Annotated in this window: 13 protein-coding genes and 1 riboswitch; of the genes, 8 read left to right on the forward strand and 5 right to left on the reverse strand. The window is 60.6% G+C overall.

Annotated elements, in window-relative coordinates:
* Positions 1-14: 14 nt before the first annotated feature.
* The gene (locus AC13RE_RS20920) at positions 15-296 is read left to right on the forward strand and encodes a hypothetical protein (protein WP_132717779.1); all 282 of its coding nucleotides are present in this window, start codon (positions 15-17) and stop codon (positions 294-296) included.
* A gap of 128 nt (positions 297-424) precedes the next feature.
* On the opposite strand, the gene AC13RE_RS20925 is transcribed toward AC13RE_RS20920, so the two are convergent.
* Entirely contained in the window at positions 425-1,747 is a 1,323-nt protein-coding gene (locus AC13RE_RS20925; RefSeq protein WP_488482406.1) for an MFS transporter, read from the reverse strand.
* A gap of 349 nt (positions 1,748-2,096) precedes the next feature.
* On the opposite strand from AC13RE_RS20925, the gene AC13RE_RS20930 reads away from it, so the two are divergent.
* Together AC13RE_RS20930 and AC13RE_RS20935 are read left to right on the forward strand one after the other, a co-directional pair.
* Positions 2,097-3,851: a sensor histidine kinase gene (locus AC13RE_RS20930; protein ID WP_488564339.1), complete on the forward strand. Its 1,755-nt coding sequence runs from the start codon at positions 2,097-2,099 to the stop codon at positions 3,849-3,851.
* On the forward strand, positions 3,848-5,152 hold the full coding sequence (locus tag AC13RE_RS20935; RefSeq protein WP_488564340.1) for a sigma-54-dependent transcriptional regulator: 1,305 nt from the start codon (positions 3,848-3,850) through the stop codon (positions 5,150-5,152). The genes AC13RE_RS20930 and AC13RE_RS20935 overlap by 4 nt, the downstream gene beginning before the upstream one ends.
* Positions 5,153-5,193: 41 nt before the next feature.
* Here AC13RE_RS20935 and copC read toward each other — a convergent pair whose 3' ends face one another.
* The 3 genes from copC to AC13RE_RS20950 form a co-directional block, all read right to left on the reverse strand.
* Positions 5,194-5,562 carry a copper homeostasis periplasmic binding protein CopC gene (gene copC, locus AC13RE_RS20940; protein ID WP_488564341.1) on the reverse strand — a complete coding sequence of 123 codons (369 nt, stop codon included), beginning with the start codon at positions 5,560-5,562 and terminating at the stop codon, positions 5,194-5,196.
* 173 nt (positions 5,563-5,735) lie between these two features.
* Positions 5,736-7,106: a PepSY-associated TM helix domain-containing protein gene (locus AC13RE_RS20945; RefSeq protein WP_488564342.1), complete on the reverse strand. Its 1,371-nt coding sequence runs from the start codon at positions 7,104-7,106 to the stop codon at positions 5,736-5,738.
* A 227-nt stretch (positions 7,107-7,333) separates the two neighbouring features.
* Positions 7,334-7,738 (reverse strand): hypothetical protein, encoded by a 405-nt coding sequence (locus AC13RE_RS20950; protein ID WP_488564343.1) that lies wholly within the window; start codon positions 7,736-7,738, stop codon positions 7,334-7,336.
* A gap of 156 nt (positions 7,739-7,894) precedes the next feature.
* Here AC13RE_RS20950 and AC13RE_RS20955 point away from each other — a divergent pair, with 156 nt between their 5' ends.
* From AC13RE_RS20955 to AC13RE_RS20970, 4 genes are all read left to right on the forward strand, one after another.
* Positions 7,895-9,040 carry a GGDEF domain-containing protein gene (locus tag AC13RE_RS20955; protein WP_488564344.1) on the forward strand — a complete coding sequence of 382 codons (1,146 nt, stop codon included), beginning with the start codon at positions 7,895-7,897 and terminating at the stop codon, positions 9,038-9,040.
* A gap of 80 nt (positions 9,041-9,120) precedes the next feature.
* A riboswitch (cobalamin riboswitch) is annotated at positions 9,121-9,376 on the forward strand.
* 165 nt (positions 9,377-9,541) lie between these two features.
* On the forward strand, positions 9,542-10,558 hold the full coding sequence (locus tag AC13RE_RS20960; protein ID WP_488564345.1) for an ABC transporter substrate-binding protein: 1,017 nt from the start codon (positions 9,542-9,544) through the stop codon (positions 10,556-10,558).
* 3 nt (positions 10,559-10,561) lie between these two features.
* Positions 10,562-11,599 carry a FecCD family ABC transporter permease gene (locus tag AC13RE_RS20965; protein WP_488564346.1) on the forward strand — a complete coding sequence of 346 codons (1,038 nt, stop codon included), beginning with the start codon at positions 10,562-10,564 and terminating at the stop codon, positions 11,597-11,599.
* Positions 11,596-12,360, forward strand: coding sequence for an ABC transporter ATP-binding protein (locus tag AC13RE_RS20970; RefSeq protein ID WP_488564347.1), 765 nt, complete (start codon positions 11,596-11,598; stop codon positions 12,358-12,360). Before AC13RE_RS20965 ends, AC13RE_RS20970 begins: the two co-directional genes overlap by 4 nt.
* 95 nt (positions 12,361-12,455) lie before the next feature.
* Here AC13RE_RS20970 and AC13RE_RS20975 read toward each other — a convergent pair whose 3' ends face one another.
* The gene (locus AC13RE_RS20975; protein ID WP_488564348.1) at positions 12,456-13,790 is read right to left on the reverse strand and encodes a peptidoglycan L,D-endopeptidase MepK; all 1,335 of its coding nucleotides are present in this window, start codon (positions 13,788-13,790) and stop codon (positions 12,456-12,458) included.
* 436 nt (positions 13,791-14,226) lie between these two features.
* Between AC13RE_RS20975 and AC13RE_RS20980 the strand changes: the two genes are divergently transcribed.
* Positions 14,227-16,797: a winged helix-turn-helix domain-containing protein gene (locus AC13RE_RS20980; RefSeq protein ID WP_488564349.1), complete on the forward strand. Its 2,571-nt coding sequence runs from the start codon at positions 14,227-14,229 to the stop codon at positions 16,795-16,797.
* Positions 16,798-16,813: the final 16 nt, after the last annotated feature.

The following is a 16,813-nucleotide window of genomic DNA, read 5'->3' on the forward strand; positions in this document are numbered from 1 at the left end:
GCCAAGGAGAAGCCATGAATGAGATCACGAAAAGTCTTGGTGAAATGAACCTGCAGGAGCGGGCCGATCTTATGGCAGCCGTTGCGGATGTACTGCAAGCCACTGCCGAAGAGGCCGAGGAGGACGGCGATACGCTTGCCGTCACCAATTCCCTGTTTCTGGCTTGCAATCTTCGCGGCTGTTCGTCCGATCTCGGCCCGAATGATCTGAAAGCGGCCGAACTGCTGCTGGAGCAGGGAATTACTTTCATTCACCTGCTGAACGAACGCAAGAAAAGCCATGGACTGGTGCACTGACGCAATAATTGGCCGGCCCGACTGCATCCATCCGGCTCACGAAGTGCGGATGGATGCTTCGCCGTTTTTGGTTTCCCCGTGCATTGGCCGGTCTCACCGGCCGACATGACGACGGTTGGGCGATCCTCTCAATCTTCCTGGATGGCGCTGTCTCGGGCCGTATCCCGCATGAAGAGATAGACGATGAGCGAAATGCCGATCATCGCCGTCACATACCAGTAGAAACCCTGTTCCCAGCCGCTGCTCTTGAATTTCAGCGCCACAAATTCGGCTGTGCCGCCGAAGAGCGTATTGGCGAGGGCATAGGGCAACGCGACGCCGAGAGCTCGGATATGGGCAGGAAACAGCTCCGCCTTCACGACCGCATTGATCGATGTGTAGCCGGTGACAATGACCAATGCGCCCATGACCAGCAGGCCGGCGATGAGAGGATCTTTCGTGGTTTCGAGCGCCGAGAAGATCGGATAGGTAAACAGGACGCCACAAAGGCCGAAGCCGATCATCAGCGGCTTGCGGCCGATCCTGTCGGAAAGCCCGCCTGCGATCGGCTGCAGCAGCATGAAGATGAACAACGTGATTGCGTTGATCTCGCTCGACGTTTCCCGGCTGAACCCGGAGGTGTTGACCAGGAATTTCTGCATGTAGATCGAATAGGCGTAGAAGGCGAGTGTGCCGCCGGCCGTCAGCAGCATGACCAGTGCGGTTTCCTTGGGGTGGCGGGTGATGAGCATCCAGAAGCCGGACTTCTGCGTGTTGCTCACGCGCATATTCTTGAAGCTCTCGGTTTCGGCAAGGCCGCGCCGTAGCCAGAAAACCACGACTGCAAGCGCTGCTCCCATGAAGAAGGGAATGCGCCATCCCCAGGCGTTCAACGCTTCCGTCGTCATCACGGCCTGCAACAGGATCAGGAGCGCGATGGCAAGAAGCTGACCCGAGATCAGCGTGACATACTGAAAGGATGAGAAGAATCCGCGGCGCTGGCGGCCGGCCATTTCGGAAAGATAGGTCGCCGAGGCGCCGTACTCACCGCCGACGGAGAGGCCCTGCATCAGGCGAGCGAGGACCAGAAGTGCCGGCGCCACAACGCCGATGGTTTCATATCCCGGCGTCAGCGCGATAATCAGCGACCCCGCGCACATCAACGTCACCGACAGGGCGAGGCCGGCTTTGCGGCCCTTGCGGTCGGCATAGAGCCCCATGATCCAGGCGCCGATCGGCCGCATGATGAAACCCACGGCAAAAACCGCTGCCGAATTCAATAGCTGTGCGGTCTGGTCGCCGGCCGGGAAGAAATGCGGTGCGAAATAGAGCGCGAAGGCCGCATAGACATACCAGTCGAACCATTCGACTAGATTGCCGGTGGAGCCGCCGATGATCGATTTCAGACGTTGACGCCGCGCGGCTGCCTCCGTCGCCGCCGTCGTCGTGATGGGATCCAGTGTATTCAGCATTGTTCCTCTCCTCCCGTTCTTGCTTCGGATCGTCGTTATGCAGCAATGGCGTTGCACACGACGGGTTCGCCAGGGAAGGCCTTGCGCATTCGGTTGGCTGGCGGCAACTATCAAGGCGATATCCGCAATGCCATTGACCGACCGACATCCGACGGTTCTGCGTATTGAAGGCCCACTCTCCCAGTGGTGCTATTGATATGCGAGGAAAGCGCGGTGCACGAGATTTAAGGGCCACTCAGGATATTCTATTGATATATTTCATTTTTCTCAGGATGATATCGTCGCTCTTGGAAAACTACGCGCAAGATTCTGCATGGCTATTTCGGGGTTTGTGCAATATTCTGCACAAATGAACGGAACAGGTCTGAAGCGAATTGTGCTGCTGGTGGTGGCCGGTTTAGCCGCTGCCGCGGGCATTTGGTATGCGGCGCTTTCGCTTGCGCGTCAGGACGCTCTCAGGCGGCTGGATGCGGAGGCGAGCGGGCTTGCGGTCCAGCATATCCGCCTGCTCGACAGTGAGCTGGCGCGCTTCCGGCTTCTTCCAATCGTGCTCGGCGAATATCGCGATCTTGGTGAGGCGCTCGCGAGCCCCACAACGGATGCCGCCCGCCGACTTGACGAAAAGCTTGGCTTTCTGGCGCGGGAAACCGGCGCCTATATCATCTATCTCGTCGATCAGAAGGGACTTGTCATTTCCGCGTCGAATGCGGGAACAGAAGACAGTTTCGTCGGCAAGAACTTCAGCTTTCGTCCCTATTTTTCCGAGGCGCTGAAAGACGGCACGGCGGAATATTACGGTGCTGGAGCCATCAGCGGCCGGCCGGGCCTGTTTCTGGCTCGCAGGGTCGGCGATGCCGCTGCTCCGGCGGGAGTCGTCGTGGTCAAATTCGAGTTCGACGCGGTGTCGCGGATCTGGGCGAACGATCGCGGAAAAACGTTTGTCGTCGACGAACATCAGATCATCCTTGCCGCATCCGACCCGTCACAGGTGCTGACGACGCTTGCACCTCTGTCCCCCGAAGTCCGGGCCGGCATCGCCGCAAGCGGCCAATATCGCGACGCCGCCCTTGGGCAGGGGAATTATCGCGTCGAGCAGGCCGGTCGAATACGCGATCCGCGCGGTCGGATCATGATTGCTGCGGAGCAGCCGGTGGCCGGGACGCATCTGCGTCTCCTGCATCTTCTCGACACCCGCGCGGCGCTGCAGGAGGCGCAGGCGCAGGCCTGGCTGCTGGCTTTGCCCGTCATCGTGGGTTTGGCCGCCATCGTCGCTGCGATCTGGTGGCGGATGACCCGAGCGGCCAGAGCAGCGGATGATCGGCGAGCGCTTGAGGAGGCCGTCGCCGCACGCACGGCCGAGCTGCACGACGAGATGGCTGAACGCGCGCGCGCCGAGGATCGGTATCGCGATGCCCGTGAGGAACTTGCCCAGGCGAACCGGCTTGCTTCCGTCGGTTCGATCACGGCGGGGTTGATGCATGAGATCAACCAGCCTGTCGCGACCATCCGCACCCTTGCCGAGAATGCGCGCCATCATCTCGCGGCCAATCGCCTCGATCGCGTTGGCGCCAATCTGGATGCCGCGGTCGAAGTGACAGCGCGCATCGGCACGATCACGCAGGAGATGCGGCGTTTTTCACGCCGGGGACGGCGCGCAGCCGGAGCGGAGCCGCTCGATGCCGTCATCGCGGGCGCCTTGCTGCTGGTGGGGAATCGGTTTCGCAAAGCCGGCGTGCGGCTGGATCTGCCGGCGCAGGGCCAGCCCCATGTGCTTGCCGAACGGGTGCGGCTGGAGCAGGTCCTCGTCAATCTCATGCAAAACGCCATCGATGCCGTTGCCGGTATCGAGGATCCGCATGTTGCTCTGCTCGTGGACGCTGTCGAAAAGGATATGGTGAAACTGACTGTCGCCGATAATGGTCCCGGTATCGATCCGGCACTGACCAGGGAAATATTCCGTCCGTTCGTTACCGGCAAGCCCGATGGACTTGGTCTCGGACTCGGGATTGCCCAGGATATTATGAATGATCTCGGCGGATCATTGACCATCGGCCCTTCGCCGCTCGGTGGCGCGGCTTTCGTAATGACGGTGAGGCGAGCATGACCCTGGAAGCGTCGCAGAAAGTTCTTCTGGTCGAGGATGACGGCCCCTTCAATGCCGCACTCACGGATTCCTTTGCTATAGCGGGCTTCGACGTGGAGACGCATGGTGACGGGCAATCGGCGCTGGCAAGCCTTGCAACCGCATTGCCCGGCGTGATCGTCAGCGATATCCGTCTGCCGCGCATCGATGGGCACGATCTGCTGGAAGCCGTGCTGGCGCGCGATCCGGACTTGCCCGTTATCCTGATGACCGGCCATGGCGATATCGCCATGGCTGTCGGGGCGCTGAAACAGGGCGCTTATGATTTCATTGCCAAGCCCTTTGCCACCGATCATCTGATCGCATCGGTGCGCCGGGCGCTGGAAACGCGCCGCCTGGTGCTGGAAAACCGGCGTTTGCGGCAGGCGGTTGCCGAGGCGGAGGATGCATCGCCGCTTCTCGGCCAGACGACGGTTATGGCACGGTTGCGCGAAACGATCCGCCAGGTCGCAAATGCCGATGTGGATGTTCTGATCGAAGGCGAAACCGGGACCGGCAAGGAGCTTGTGGCTCGGCTCATTCACCGCTGGAGCAGGCGGCGTACCCGCAGTTTCGTCGCGGTCGATTGTGCCGCCTTGCCGGACGCGATCGCCGACGAGGCTCTGTTCGGAAACCGCGTTCGGCGCGGACGCATTGCCGAGGCAGATCGCGGCACGCTGTTTCTCGACGAGATCGACAGCATGTCGCCCATGTTGCAGGGACGGCTTCTGCGTGTCGCCGAGGAACGCGAGCTGCCTTCGGCAAGCGGCGAGCCGACCCCTGTCGATCTCCGCATTGTCGCTGCCACCAAAAGCGATCTGCATGCTGCAGTCGCCGATGGCCTTTTTCGCGCCGATCTGCTCTATCGGTTGGAAACCGTGAGAATCCGCATTCCGCCGCTGCGTGAGCGCCGCGCCGATATCGGCCTGTTGTTCAGCGCCTTCCTCGACGAGGCCGCCCGCCTGCACGGCGTGCCGCGTCCCCCCATCGATGCCGCGATGGAGGCACGGTTTCTGACGCACGATTGGCCGGGCAATGTCCGGGAGCTGCGTAACTATGCGACCCAAGCGGCGCTAGGTCTCTCCTCCGTTCGCAGTCAGCCCGCGCTGGAGCTTGGCCTCTCCGAGCAGATGGATCATTTCGAGGCAAACATTCTCCGGGCCACGCTGGAACGTTTCGAAGGGGATATTGCCGAAGTCGCGCAGGCGCTCAGACTGCCGCGCCGCAGTCTCTATGCACGCCTGCAGCGCCACGGCATCAATCCGTCCGCTTATCGCAAGTAAGTTAGCTTGCGTACCGATGGTTGCCGGCCGCTTCCGGCCGTTCAAGGTACTATGGTGAAACTGTAGTTCCCATTGGTCTTGTGGCCATCCGTAGAGAGCACGTGCCATTCGACCGTGTACTTCCCCGGCGCAAGCTTGTCGGTTATCGGCACCATGAGCGTGGTGCCGCTATTCATCAGCATGGCCTCACCGGTCTTGGCGGTCGCCTTGTCGGGCCCGGTTATCTTAACGCCGCTGAATTTCACATTGAGACTTTCGGAGAAGGCCAAGTCGAGCTCCGACGGGGCGCTCTTGACCGTGCTGTCGGCGGCCGGAATGGCAGATTTCAGATGGGCATGCGCCATAGCCTGGCCGGCAACGGCGATGCTGATTGCAGCTGCAGCGAGAAGCAGTTTCTTGATAGGGGGCATTTGATTTCCTTATCATGTTGGTGATCCGGGGAAAGCCCGCGGATCGTGTGATGGCGATCGGTCGATCACCGATATTCGTTGCCTGCAAAGGCAAAGATGTGTTTCTGCATGATCGATATCCTTGATCCGGAAGAAGAGCAGGCGGGCGAAGCCTCTGGCTCCGCCTCACCTCGTCACGAGAAGAAGCGCCGGAGAGGCGGCACGAAGCGAACCAGGAGCTGGTCGAGGAGCAGCATCGCGACGATGGCGGCGCCCGTCAGCGGGAAAGCCATGCCGAAGACGATGGCGATGAGCCAGAGGCCCACGTAGACGGACTTCTGCGGCGGCATCGGCGGTACACCGAGACGGCCCGATGGCCGGCGCTTCCACCACATGGTCGCTGCCGTCACGCAGCAAAGAATGATGGCGAGACAAGCGGCCAGCATCAGAAGCTGGTTGAAGAGGCCCCATTCCCGTCCCTGATGGACATTGATGCCCCATTCGATCGCCTTGCCGAGCGCCGGATACTGGTCATAGGAAATATCGACGAGCGGCTTGCCGGAATATTGGTCGATATGGACGGTGCGTTCCTTGCCGAGGTCGCCGAAATAATGGCTTGCCGTATAGACGCCGGTCCCATCTGATGGGATGGCAAGATCCGAGCCGGCGACCATGCCCAACCCATGCATGACGTCGACGGCCCTATCGAGACCGATCGGCTTGGCCGATTGCGCCGCGATATCCGAGAGCGGAACGGGCGCGTTTTCGACGACCCAGCCGGGCCGGCTGACGATATCCTGCGTGACCTTTGTCGATTTCGGAACGTCGTCCCAGACTGCCGCCGGTGTTCCGAAATTGTGAGCGGTCAGCCAGGCATTGACGTTGGCGCCCCAGTAGCCGGACCACGGCATGCCGCTGAAGGCGAGAAAGAAGATCAGGATGCCGGCAAGCGCTCCCGTCACGGCATGCAGGTCGCGCCAGAAAACGCGGCGTGATGGGGTGCCGCGAACGGTGAGCACGCCGCCCGTCTGCTGGCGGGGCCACCACAGATAAATGCCCGTCACGACGAGCACGAGGGCAAAGCCCGCGACGATCTCGATGAGGCGATTGGTCCATTTGCCGAAATATTCGAGGCTGTGAATGCGCTTGACGACCCAGCCGAATTCCTGTTTCGAACCCACCGACCCCAGGATGCTGCCGTCATAAGGATTGACGTACACGATGGTCGATTGCCCATCCTTGGACAGCGTTATCCAAGCAGAGCGGTTCGGCGCCGACGCTTCGTGATAGGAGGTTGCGCGGGCGCCCGGAAAGGCCGAGAGCGCCGCGTCGGCGATCTGCTGCGGCCGCAGCATGGTGCCGGCCTCGGTGACGAGATAGCGATGCGAGTAGAAGGTATCGGCAATCTGGTCCTTGAATAGATACAACGAACCCGTGATCGCCAGGTTGAGCATGAAAGGGATGACGAGCAGGCCGGCGAAAAAATGCCAGCGCCAGATCGCGCGATAGAGCGAGACATTGTAGGTCGCTGCGGCCGCAGGCTCTGCAGCGGTAAAGGCAGACATGAAATCCTCCGAAGATCGGCAGGCTGCCGCAAGGGACGATCTGAGGAGGGGTGCGGCGAGATGGTCGCCGTTTGGCGTGAGCTTGCTTTCCCTGAGCAGCCGACCAATTGGCCTGCTTCGTTCGGCAAGATGCAGCTGTGAACACCAATCCTCAGATGTCGCGACGCGATGGTCGCGCAAGCGGCGGCATTGACGGCGGGCATCGCGACGAAAGCCGCAATGCCGGTTCAGCCAACGATGTCTGGGAGGGGTGGCGCTCTCGGCCCTGTATTCGGCGGATAAAGTTGGCGGTGGAACGCCTCCGATCTTGCGACGACGGTCTCTTCGCGCGGGGAGGCAAGGTGCTCACAAATGTCGGTCGGAGGCGCAGGCAGCATCGCGGCGGACGCAATCCGGCATGCTTCGCATCCGGGTGCGTAGGCTTTCCCATGCGCCTTGCCGTCGGCATCCTTATAGGTGATGCAGAGGATGGGCAGCGATCCGTCCGGCAGCCTGTATTGGGCGAGTTCGATCGGGGATATCTCGTCGGCGGTTGCGACGATCGGTTGATGGGCAAAGCCGACGAGAAACAGCGCGACGGCGCAAAGAATGCGCGCGCTCCACTGAAATCTTCGCGAAATCGTCTTTCGCATGCTTGTCCCCACCACCGCATTCGCGGATAAGGTTTCAGTCATAGGGCAGGCCTATCGCAAGCGCAATGCGTCAATTCGTGCCGCGATGCTGCCGATCGATGAGAGGCATATAAACTATTTTTAGAGATCGCATGGTATCTCGTAAGGACTTCGACCATGCCGCCGCAGCTCATCCATCGCGGCGCGCTGCGAAGACTGGGAATCGCCATGGAAGTCGAAGCACATCTGATCTCGCTAATACGTGTCCTCGGCCAGGTGGCGATTATTGTCTATGCCTATTCCTGGGTCATCCGTATCGTCGAGCGCGGCGCTTTGAAATCCGTGGCCGTCGGGCTGTTGTTCGGGCTGGTCGGCATCCTGTCCATGGGCGATCCCATCCAATGGATGCCAGGTGTGATCCAGGATGGCCGGTCGATCCTCCTTGTCCTTACGCCAATCTATGGCGGCCTTTTGGGAACCATTGTCGCTGCGGCAATGATGGCGCTGTTTCGGTACATGGTGGGCGGTATGGGCGCCGTGATCGGCGTTGCCGGCATCGTAATCGTTGCGACCGTGGGCTATGTACTCAGTCTGTTGCCACGGCAATGGACCGGCACGGGCTGGCGGCGATCGGCTCTGTTCGGTCTGGCGACCTGCTCATCCATTGTGGTTGTCTTCCTTTTGCCGTGGGCGGTTGCGCGTGCCCTTCTGATCTCGGCAACACTTCCGGTGACGATCGTCAATATCCTCGGTGTCATGCTGTTGTCGGATCTCTTGCAGCGGGAGCAATATCGCATCGGCATCCAGCGCGCGCTGGAGAATGAAGCGAGCCTCGATCCGCTGACAAAGCTTCCCAATCGCCGCGTACTGCAGCGTGAAGGTGATCGATGCACCAAGGAGGCCGGTATGCGGCGCATCCCCTTCTCGATCATCATGCTCGATATCGATCACTTCAAGAAGATCAACGACAGCTGGGGCCATGCCTTTGGCGACACCGTTCTGGCGCGGTTGGCTGATGTCATCAGGCAAACCGTGCGCAAGACCGACATTGCCGCCCGTTACGGCGGCGAGGAGATCGTCGTGCTGCTGCCCAACACCGATACGCGGGCTGCGGCTGCTGTCGCGGAGAAAATTCGCAAGGACATCGAGGGCACAACCCTGATGTTCGAGCAGGAAGCCGTCCATGTCACAGTCAGCATCGGGATTGCTTGCTCCCTCGAACCGACGACGGATTTCAAACATGTGCTTGAGGCCGCCGACAAGGCACTTTATCGCGCGAAGGCGGGCGGTAGAAATCGCGTGGAACTGGCGGAGGCCGCATAGGCTGGCGGTCATTCCTTCCGCAATGAGCACCGCGCTTCCGCATTTCCTATCCAAGCATCCTTGACGGAACGGGGCAGTCCGGAATAACTGGACGTGACGGTTCCCCAAGGAAGACTCCGCGGGGATTAATAGGGAACACGGTGAGGATGACCCAAGCGGGACCTAGACCGTGGCTGCCCCCGCAACTGTAAGCGGATTGCCGATCATCCGGGAATGACCAGCCTGCTGGTTCTTTCCTGAGGCTTTGAGCCGCGCCACTGCAAGCATGCTTGCGGGAAGGCCGATGATCGTCAGAGATCCGCAAGCCAGGAGACCTGCCGTCGATCACGATCCAATCAGCCGGGCGGGGATGCCCGGAAAGGACAGAGAATGATTGACCTGCGCCTTCGACATTATCCGACATCTATCGGCCTTGATTGGGATCTCCGCAGCCGGCGGCCGTCTTTCTCAGCGCGATCGCGCTGACGCCGCCCCGTTTCCTTAATCCTATCGAGATCTTTCATGCGCCATTTTTTGACGACCATTGCATTTGCACTTGGGCTGACTGGGTTTGCCGGCTCCGGCTTTGCCGCCACCCAATATCCTCTCACCATCAATAATTGCGGGCAGCAGGTCACTTTTGAAAAGGCTCCGGCCAAGATCGTTTCGATCGGCCAGGGCATGACTGAAATCCTCTTTTCGCTCGGCCTTGCCGACAAGATTGCCGGAACGGCGGTCTGGGTCGGCCCGGTTCCGCCGCAATATGCCGAGGCGAACAGCAAGATCCCGCGGCTTGCCGATAACGATCCGAGCTTCGAATCCGTCGTTGGCAAGGCCCCGGATCTCGTCGCGGCCGAATTCGAATGGCACGTCGGCGCGCAGGGTACCGTCGGCAAGCGCCAGCAATTTTCCGAGCTCGGCATCAATACCTATCTTGCACCGACCGATTGTGTTGCCAAGGTCAACGCCGATGGCGGCGACGGCGTGCGCAAAGAACTTTTCACGATGGATCTGGTCTATCAGGAAATCGCCGAGCTCTCGCAGATCTTCGACGTTAGGGATCGTGGCGATGCCCTGATCGCGGATCTGAAAAAGCGCGAGGCGGATGCAGTCGCTTCGATTGCCGCTGCCAAGGCCAAGGATCTTCCGATCGTGTTCTGGTTCTCCAGCAAGGAGGTCAATGGCGATGCCTATATCGCCGGCAAGAACAGCGCGCCAGCCTATATCCTGAAGACGCTCGGCGCCAGAAATGTGGTGACGACGGAAGAGGAATGGCCGATGGTCGGGTGGGAGACTATTGCGCAGGCCAATCCAGCCGTGATCGTCATAGCCACCATGGATCGCCGCCGCTATGCGGCCGACGATCCGAAGGTCAAGGTCGATTTCCTCGAAAAAGATCCCGTCACCAGCCAGCTCGACGCCGTCAAGAACAAGCGTTTTGTCATGATGGATGCGCAGTCGATGAACCCGACCATCCGCACCATCGACGGCATTGAAGTATTGGCCAAGGGCATCAAGTCCTTCGGCTTGGCGCAGTAAGATATGGGTCTCGCCGCAAAACGCAGGACATGGTGGGCGCTCTTGGCGCTCGCCATGGCTGCCGCCATTCTTCTGGCCTTCATGATCAGTCTCGCCGTATCGATCGGCGAGATTTCGATCCCCCTGTCGACGACCGTAAAGGCCGTTTCGAACCGATTGTTCGGAACGAGCTTCGAACTCAGCCGGATCCATCAGGGGATCGTCTGGGACTATCGCCTGAGCCGCGCGCTCGTTGCTGCAAGCACCGGTGCGTCGCTTGCCTTGAGCGGGGTGGTCTTGCAGGCGTTGCTGCGCAATCCGCTCGCCGAACCCTTTGTGCTCGGCATTTCCGCCGGTGCCTCCACCGGGGCGGTCTGCATCATGATCCTCGGTCTTGGCTACGGCATTCTCGGCCTTTCTGGCGGCGCCTTCCTCGGCGCAGTTGCAGCCTTTCTTTTCGTCGGCCTGCTTGCTGCCGGGGTTGGCGGCACGAGCGAGCGCATCATTCTATGCGGCGTCGCTGGTTCGCAGCTTTTCAACGCGCTCACCTCCTATATCGTCACCACCTCGGCCAATGCGGAGCAGGCGAGGGGCGTCATGTTCTGGCTGCTCGGCTCCATGAGCGGCGTGCGCTGGCCGGACGTTTATCTTTCCGGGCCGGTCGCCATCATCGGCTTTGCCGTCTGCATGGCGCATGTCCGCGTGCTCGATGCCTTTATCTTCGGCACGGATGCTGCCGCATCGCTTGGCATTGCGGTCAAGCGCGCCCAAGTCGTTCTGCTGGGCGTGACGGCTTTCATGACGGCAGCGGTCGTCAGTATCGTCGGCTCCATCGGTTTTGTCGGGCTCGTCATTCCGCATGCGGCCCGCTTTGTCGTCGGGCCGAGCCATGACCGACTTTTGCCGGCAGCGGCTCTGGCCGGCGCCATCTTCATGGTCGCGGCCGATATCATCTCGCGGGTCATCATTCCCCAGCAGATTCTGCCGATTGGCGTCGTCACGGCCTTGTTCGGGGCTCCGGCCTTCGCCCTCATTCTCTATCGCGCCCGGAGGACGGCATGAGCATCGCTGTGGACACGGTAACCTTTGCAGCCGGCAATAGCCTCATCGTCAACGGCGTCAGCCTGACGGTGGAAAAAGGCAAGGTGCTCGGGCTCCTTGGGCCGAACGGCTCGGGAAAATCCAGCCTGCTCAGGCTGATCTGCCGGCTGCGGAAGGTCAAAAGCGGGGTCATCCGGCTCGGCGGCAGCGATATTGCCTCGATCTCGCGGAGCGATATTGCCCGTCGCATCGCGCTCGTCGAGCAGCAGGCGACGACCGATACGCAGGTCACAGTGATGGACGTCGTCCGTCTCGGCCGTACGCCCCATCGCGGTCCCCTGTCGGCCTGGAGCGCTCACGACGATGCGGCGGTTTCCGATGCGCTAGCCCGTGTCGGTATGCAAGGCCGCGCCGGTCAGCCGTGGCAAACTTTATCGGGCGGTGAACGACAGCGCGTCCATATTGCGAGGGCGCTTGCCCAGACTCCAAGTGAACTGCTGCTGGACGAGCCGACGAACCATCTCGATATCCAACATCAGCTCGATATTCTTGGCTTAGTCTCCAAGCTCGATGTCACCTCCATCGTGGCGCTGCACGATCTCAATCTGGCGGCCATGTTTTGCGACAGCCTTGCTGTTTTGCAAAATGGCGAGGTCGTTGCGGCCGGGCCGCCTGAAGAGGTGCTGAGGCAGGAGTTAATCGAGCGCGTTTTCGGCGTGCGCGCGCATGTGCAGAAATCCTCGGTGCACGGCCGCTGCAACATTCAATACATGGCGGGTTGAGGGGCATCTGTCGCGATCGCGGAATAAAATGGATCGCCCCAGTCTGAGCAATTCCGACCGGGGCGCATCGTATTACTGGAACGTGCGAGTTCGCCTCAGCCTTCGAAGCCGAACCGCTCGACGTCGAAATCGTCGCCATCATAGCTGATGGCTCCGGCTTGGACCTCCGCCATGTCGTCGTGCATCGGAATGGGCGCGCTGACGAGGCCTGGTAGTGTCATGTCGACGGCCATGCCTGGCGGACGCAAAGCCCAGGCGACGATCGCCCCCGTCGACATGTCTCCTACGCCGGCTGAGACATCTTGCTCCGCCGCCGAGGGAAGGGCGGCGATCGGCTGCATCTTTGCCATGGTGCTCTCGGCCGTATTCTCCACATTGTCAGACACGAGGAGCTTACCTGCGTCGCTGCGTCCCACGACCAGGCTGGCGAGCACAGCAGTGGGGGCAGGTCTTTCCGGCGCGGTCGTCGGGATGACGACGATGCTGCTGGTCGGCCGCCACGCCGGCAGCGGAACGGCATAGGCCGCGAGGTCGGCAAAGGGTTCGCTCTTGTTTGCTTCAGCCATCCGCTTGCCAAGCTGAGCTTCCAGCCCATCCACGGCCCGGCTTCTGGGGGTTGGCAGCATGCTGGTCAAAAGGCTGCGGTCGGGTTCGACGTTGCGAGACGCTGTGAATGACCCGACATCGTCACTGTCGTCATCAACGGCCGCGATCTTGCTCGCCATCTGGGAAGGGCGCTTTTTGGATTGTGCAACCGCTACGTCGTAACCCGGCAGCGGCCTGCCATCCGCCGGCACGTGAAGCGTCTGTCCATTCGGGAAAAGCCGCGCAAGCTCCTGGCGCGACATTCTCGGCCATGCGCGCACGCCGCCGACATCCAGATGCACGAAGGGCGAGCCGGAATTGGGATAGAAGCCCACGCCGCCGATCTGCATCTGCATGGCGATTGCGCGCAAGCTCGCGAGCTTCACGCCGGGAATGTAAAAATCCATTGCCTTGCCGAGCGTGTGCTGGCTGTGCTTGGCAACGCCGGAGCTGCGAGACCGGCCTCTCAGCATGTTGTTGGTCGAGGGAGAGCGATAAGCCGAAACGACGTGAATGGACTCTTTGGCGCCACTGCGGCGGTAGACTTCCCAGACGAGATCGAGCAATTCCGGATCGATCCTGGTCGGTTCGTTCTTTCGCCAGTCGCGCAAGAAGCGGTTGATTTGAGCAAGGCCGCGCGGGTCATATTTGCCATTACGCTTGAAGACGATGGTCGACCTTTCCCCCGTATGCGTGAAGAAGAGCTTGAGTGCCCTGTCCTCGGCCGCCGCCGAACCGGCAAAGGCGCCGAGCATCAGCATCGCGATCAGCGCCACCCGGAAAGCGATGAACGAGAAAGTCGTGGCGAAAAATGCCGCCGGAATGGAAAAGATCACGTGATGCACGGATACGACTTTCGCCCTTGCTAAGAGAAACAGAAATCAGAGGCGCCGCGCCTGCGGCATCGCTATACCCTCCAATTATGGTCAACAAATCCCTAACGGACCGTTTAAAGGCGGAAACGGAAAAATTTCGTTGGTCCGAGCATATTCATGGGCGGTTGAGGTCGCTTTCTCCCTTGGGATGCCTTATTTCTGAAAGCTTCAGCCTTGCCGTTGCAATTTTGTCAGCGGTCAACCCTTGCCTGTAAGGCGGTTTCTTCCAAAAGATAGGTAAAACCGGCTTTGCAAACGTTTTCGCGTGGGTTGCAAACTGTCTGCCAAGACATCATCATCCCGCCCCATGAGTGGACAGAATCGATTTGCTCCCCCGTCGAGCGGGCAGCAAACAATCAAACGTAGCGACCTATTGCGGCAGCTCCGGCGCGCCGGGCTGCGCCGTTTGACGACCATTGTCGCACCTGCCGGCTACGGTAAGACTTCGCTCGCCGTCCAGTGGTATGAGCTTCTGAAGGCGGATGGCGTCAAGCTCTGCTGGGTGTCGCTCGATGCCGAACACACCAATCAGGAAGCCTTTCTGCTTGCATTGATTGATGCCTTGCAGACGCTGCTTCATGAAGATGGGGCTGATGCCGGCAACCTTCCGGCTGCAGCATTGCTTTCGGTGCTGGCGACCCGCCTGCGCAAGATCGAAGGACCGCTCGTCGTCTTTCTCGACGATTATCATTTCGCGCAGACGGATGCGACCGAGGCGCTGATGGCGAAGATCCTCGCCGACCTCTCGCTCGAGCACGTCAAGCTGGTACTGGTCAGCCGCAGCCCGCCACGCTTTCCGCTCTCGGCCTTGCGGCTGCGGGGTGAGTTCAAGCAGTTCGGCGTTACCGAGCTTGGCTTCAGCGATGCCGAAGCTGGAGAGCTTTTTGCCGGGAAGGGCACCCATCTGACGGAGGAGCAGATCGGTTCTTTCAATCGCCGGACCGAAGGCTGGGCGGTCGCACTGCAGATGGTGAGCCTGCTCGTATCTGAATCGGATGAAAGCGACAGCATCCTTGCATCTTTCGATGGCGGCGATACGGATATGGGCTCTTATCTATCGGAGCAGGTGTTCGAGCATCTGCCCGAGGATATACGCCAGTTTCTCATCGACACGGCCGCCCTTCCTGCTTTCAATCATTCTCTGCTCGAAGCGGTGCTGGAAAGCAGAGAGCGTGCCGACCTCTGCGAAAGCCTGGCCGAATACGCGCTTCCGGTCACCTTGCTTGCCGGCCCCGGCAACTGGATGCGGTTTCACCCCGTCTTCAACGAGTTCCTCAAGAAAACCGCCAGTCGCAGGGGTGTCGATGCCAATCGCGCTCTTAATCGTGCGGCACACTGGTTCGAGGCACGGGGCGATATAGACCGAGCGGTTCAACATGCGCTTTCCGCAGGCGATGCCAATCTTGCAGCGCGCATCGTCGAAACCGCTGGCGGATGGCGGCGCGTCTATGCCACCACCCGCGGCGGCGCAACATTGTTTCAGGCCCTGAGCGGACATGCCTCGGAAATCGATCTGGCCCGTTTTCCACTTGCGACCCTCGGCCTTTCGATCTTCAACGCCAAGGCGGCGCAGCTTGGGGCGGCCAATCATTATCTCGTCATCGCCGACCGGACGGCCGTCGGCGATCCGGTCCTGGCAAAGGATGTGCGCGTGGTGCGCATCCTCCTGGCGCTTTATACCGACCATTGGGCGAGTGCGGCCGACCTTTCCGCTCTTGAGGACGACCTGCGGCAGCCGGATGGAATGGAGCTCATTCATCGGGCGCTTGCGCTCAACATGCTCTCCTACAATTTTCTGATCCGCAGCGAGCTTGACCGGGCTCTGCATTACGGGCATCTGGCCATTCGCGCCTTTCGCGACGGCGGCGCCGATTTCGGCGCCATGCACCTTTATACCCATATCGGCCAGGCCTTCTTTCTCTCTGGCGATTGTGCGAGCGCTCTGTCGGCCTACGAGGAACTGATCTGCGAAGCCCAGACCAATATTGGTCCAGGCAGCGATCTCGATGCTGTCGGCCAAGTATTGAAGGCCGAGGTTCTGTCGATGCGCGGTGAGGCGGAAACCGCGGCGGAAATGCTTGAATGGGCGCTGCCGCATCTCGAGCTTCACGATACCTGGTTCGATCTTCTGGCTGCCGGCTTCATGGCCGAACAGCGGGTCCTGCGCATGCGTGGGGATCTGCTCGCCGCGCATGCGGCCATGGACCGCATCCGCGCCACTGCGAGACGCCGTAGTTTCGATCGGCTCACGCGGCTGATCGATGGGGAGCGCGCCATGCTGCTCATGGCCTCCGGCGATCTCGATCATGCAATCCGCCATGCCGAGGCCAATGGTTTTGGCATACAGGCAGTCGCTTCGGATCGCGCCAATGCGCTGGCCATTCATTTGCGCGGAGCTACGCCGGCTATCTTCTGGACCCGCACCCATCTGGCCCTTGGCGACAAGGTCAAGGCGCGCGAGATCTTCGATCAATTCATGATGCGCCAGACGCAGCGCCCGCATGTTCCGCGTGCAATCGAGCTTGCCCTCATCGAAATCGAAATTCTTCTGGCGGAGGGCCAAAGCGAACCTGCCGCCGCCCGCCTATCCGATCTCGTATTGACGACGCCGCTTGCCGATTATCGCAATCTGCTTCGTTTTGGCCACCCGGTAGCGCTTTCAGAGCTTCGTGCGCTTGTCAAACATCCGACCGTCGCAGCGATTACCCGCCAGCGCCTTCAATCGCTATTTACGGATGCGGACGCATCGGAAGAGCCGGCCGTCGGCAGTGAAGATGGTTCTGTTTTCACAGGCCGGGAGCGCACGGTGCTGGAATTGCTGAGCTCGGGGCTTTCCAACAAGGAAATCGGCCGGATGCTCGCCTTGTCCGACAATACGATCAAGTTTCACCTGCGCAATATCTTTGCGAAGCTCAATGTCTCGACTCGGACCGCGGCCGTGACGGCGGCACGTCAAAAAGGCGTGCTTGATCGATAACCTACCCGTTCGGGTG

This window comes from Martinezella sp. CNPSo 3959 (assembly GCF_057784355.1).

Coding starts and splice junctions, on each gene's coding strand:
- AC13RE_RS20920 (WP_132717779.1), top strand. CDS start 15: ATGAATGAGATCACGAAAAGTCTTGGTGAAATGAACCTGCAGGAGCGG.
- AC13RE_RS20925 (WP_488482406.1), bottom strand. CDS start 1,747: ATGCTGAATACACTGGATCCCATCACGACGACGGCGGCGACGGAGGCA.
- AC13RE_RS20930 (WP_488564339.1), top strand. CDS start 2,097: ATGAACGGAACAGGTCTGAAGCGAATTGTGCTGCTGGTGGTGGCCGGT.
- AC13RE_RS20935 (WP_488564340.1), top strand. CDS start 3,848: ATGACCCTGGAAGCGTCGCAGAAAGTTCTTCTGGTCGAGGATGACGGC.
- copC (WP_488564341.1), bottom strand. CDS start 5,562: ATGCCCCCTATCAAGAAACTGCTTCTCGCTGCAGCTGCAATCAGCATC.
- AC13RE_RS20945 (WP_488564342.1), bottom strand. CDS start 7,106: ATGTCTGCCTTTACCGCTGCAGAGCCTGCGGCCGCAGCGACCTACAAT.
- AC13RE_RS20950 (WP_488564343.1), bottom strand. CDS start 7,738: ATGCGAAAGACGATTTCGCGAAGATTTCAGTGGAGCGCGCGCATTCTT.
- AC13RE_RS20955 (WP_488564344.1), top strand. CDS start 7,895: ATGCCGCCGCAGCTCATCCATCGCGGCGCGCTGCGAAGACTGGGAATC.
- AC13RE_RS20960 (WP_488564345.1), top strand. CDS start 9,542: ATGCGCCATTTTTTGACGACCATTGCATTTGCACTTGGGCTGACTGGG.
- AC13RE_RS20965 (WP_488564346.1), top strand. CDS start 10,562: ATGGGTCTCGCCGCAAAACGCAGGACATGGTGGGCGCTCTTGGCGCTC.
- AC13RE_RS20970 (WP_488564347.1), top strand. CDS start 11,596: ATGAGCATCGCTGTGGACACGGTAACCTTTGCAGCCGGCAATAGCCTC.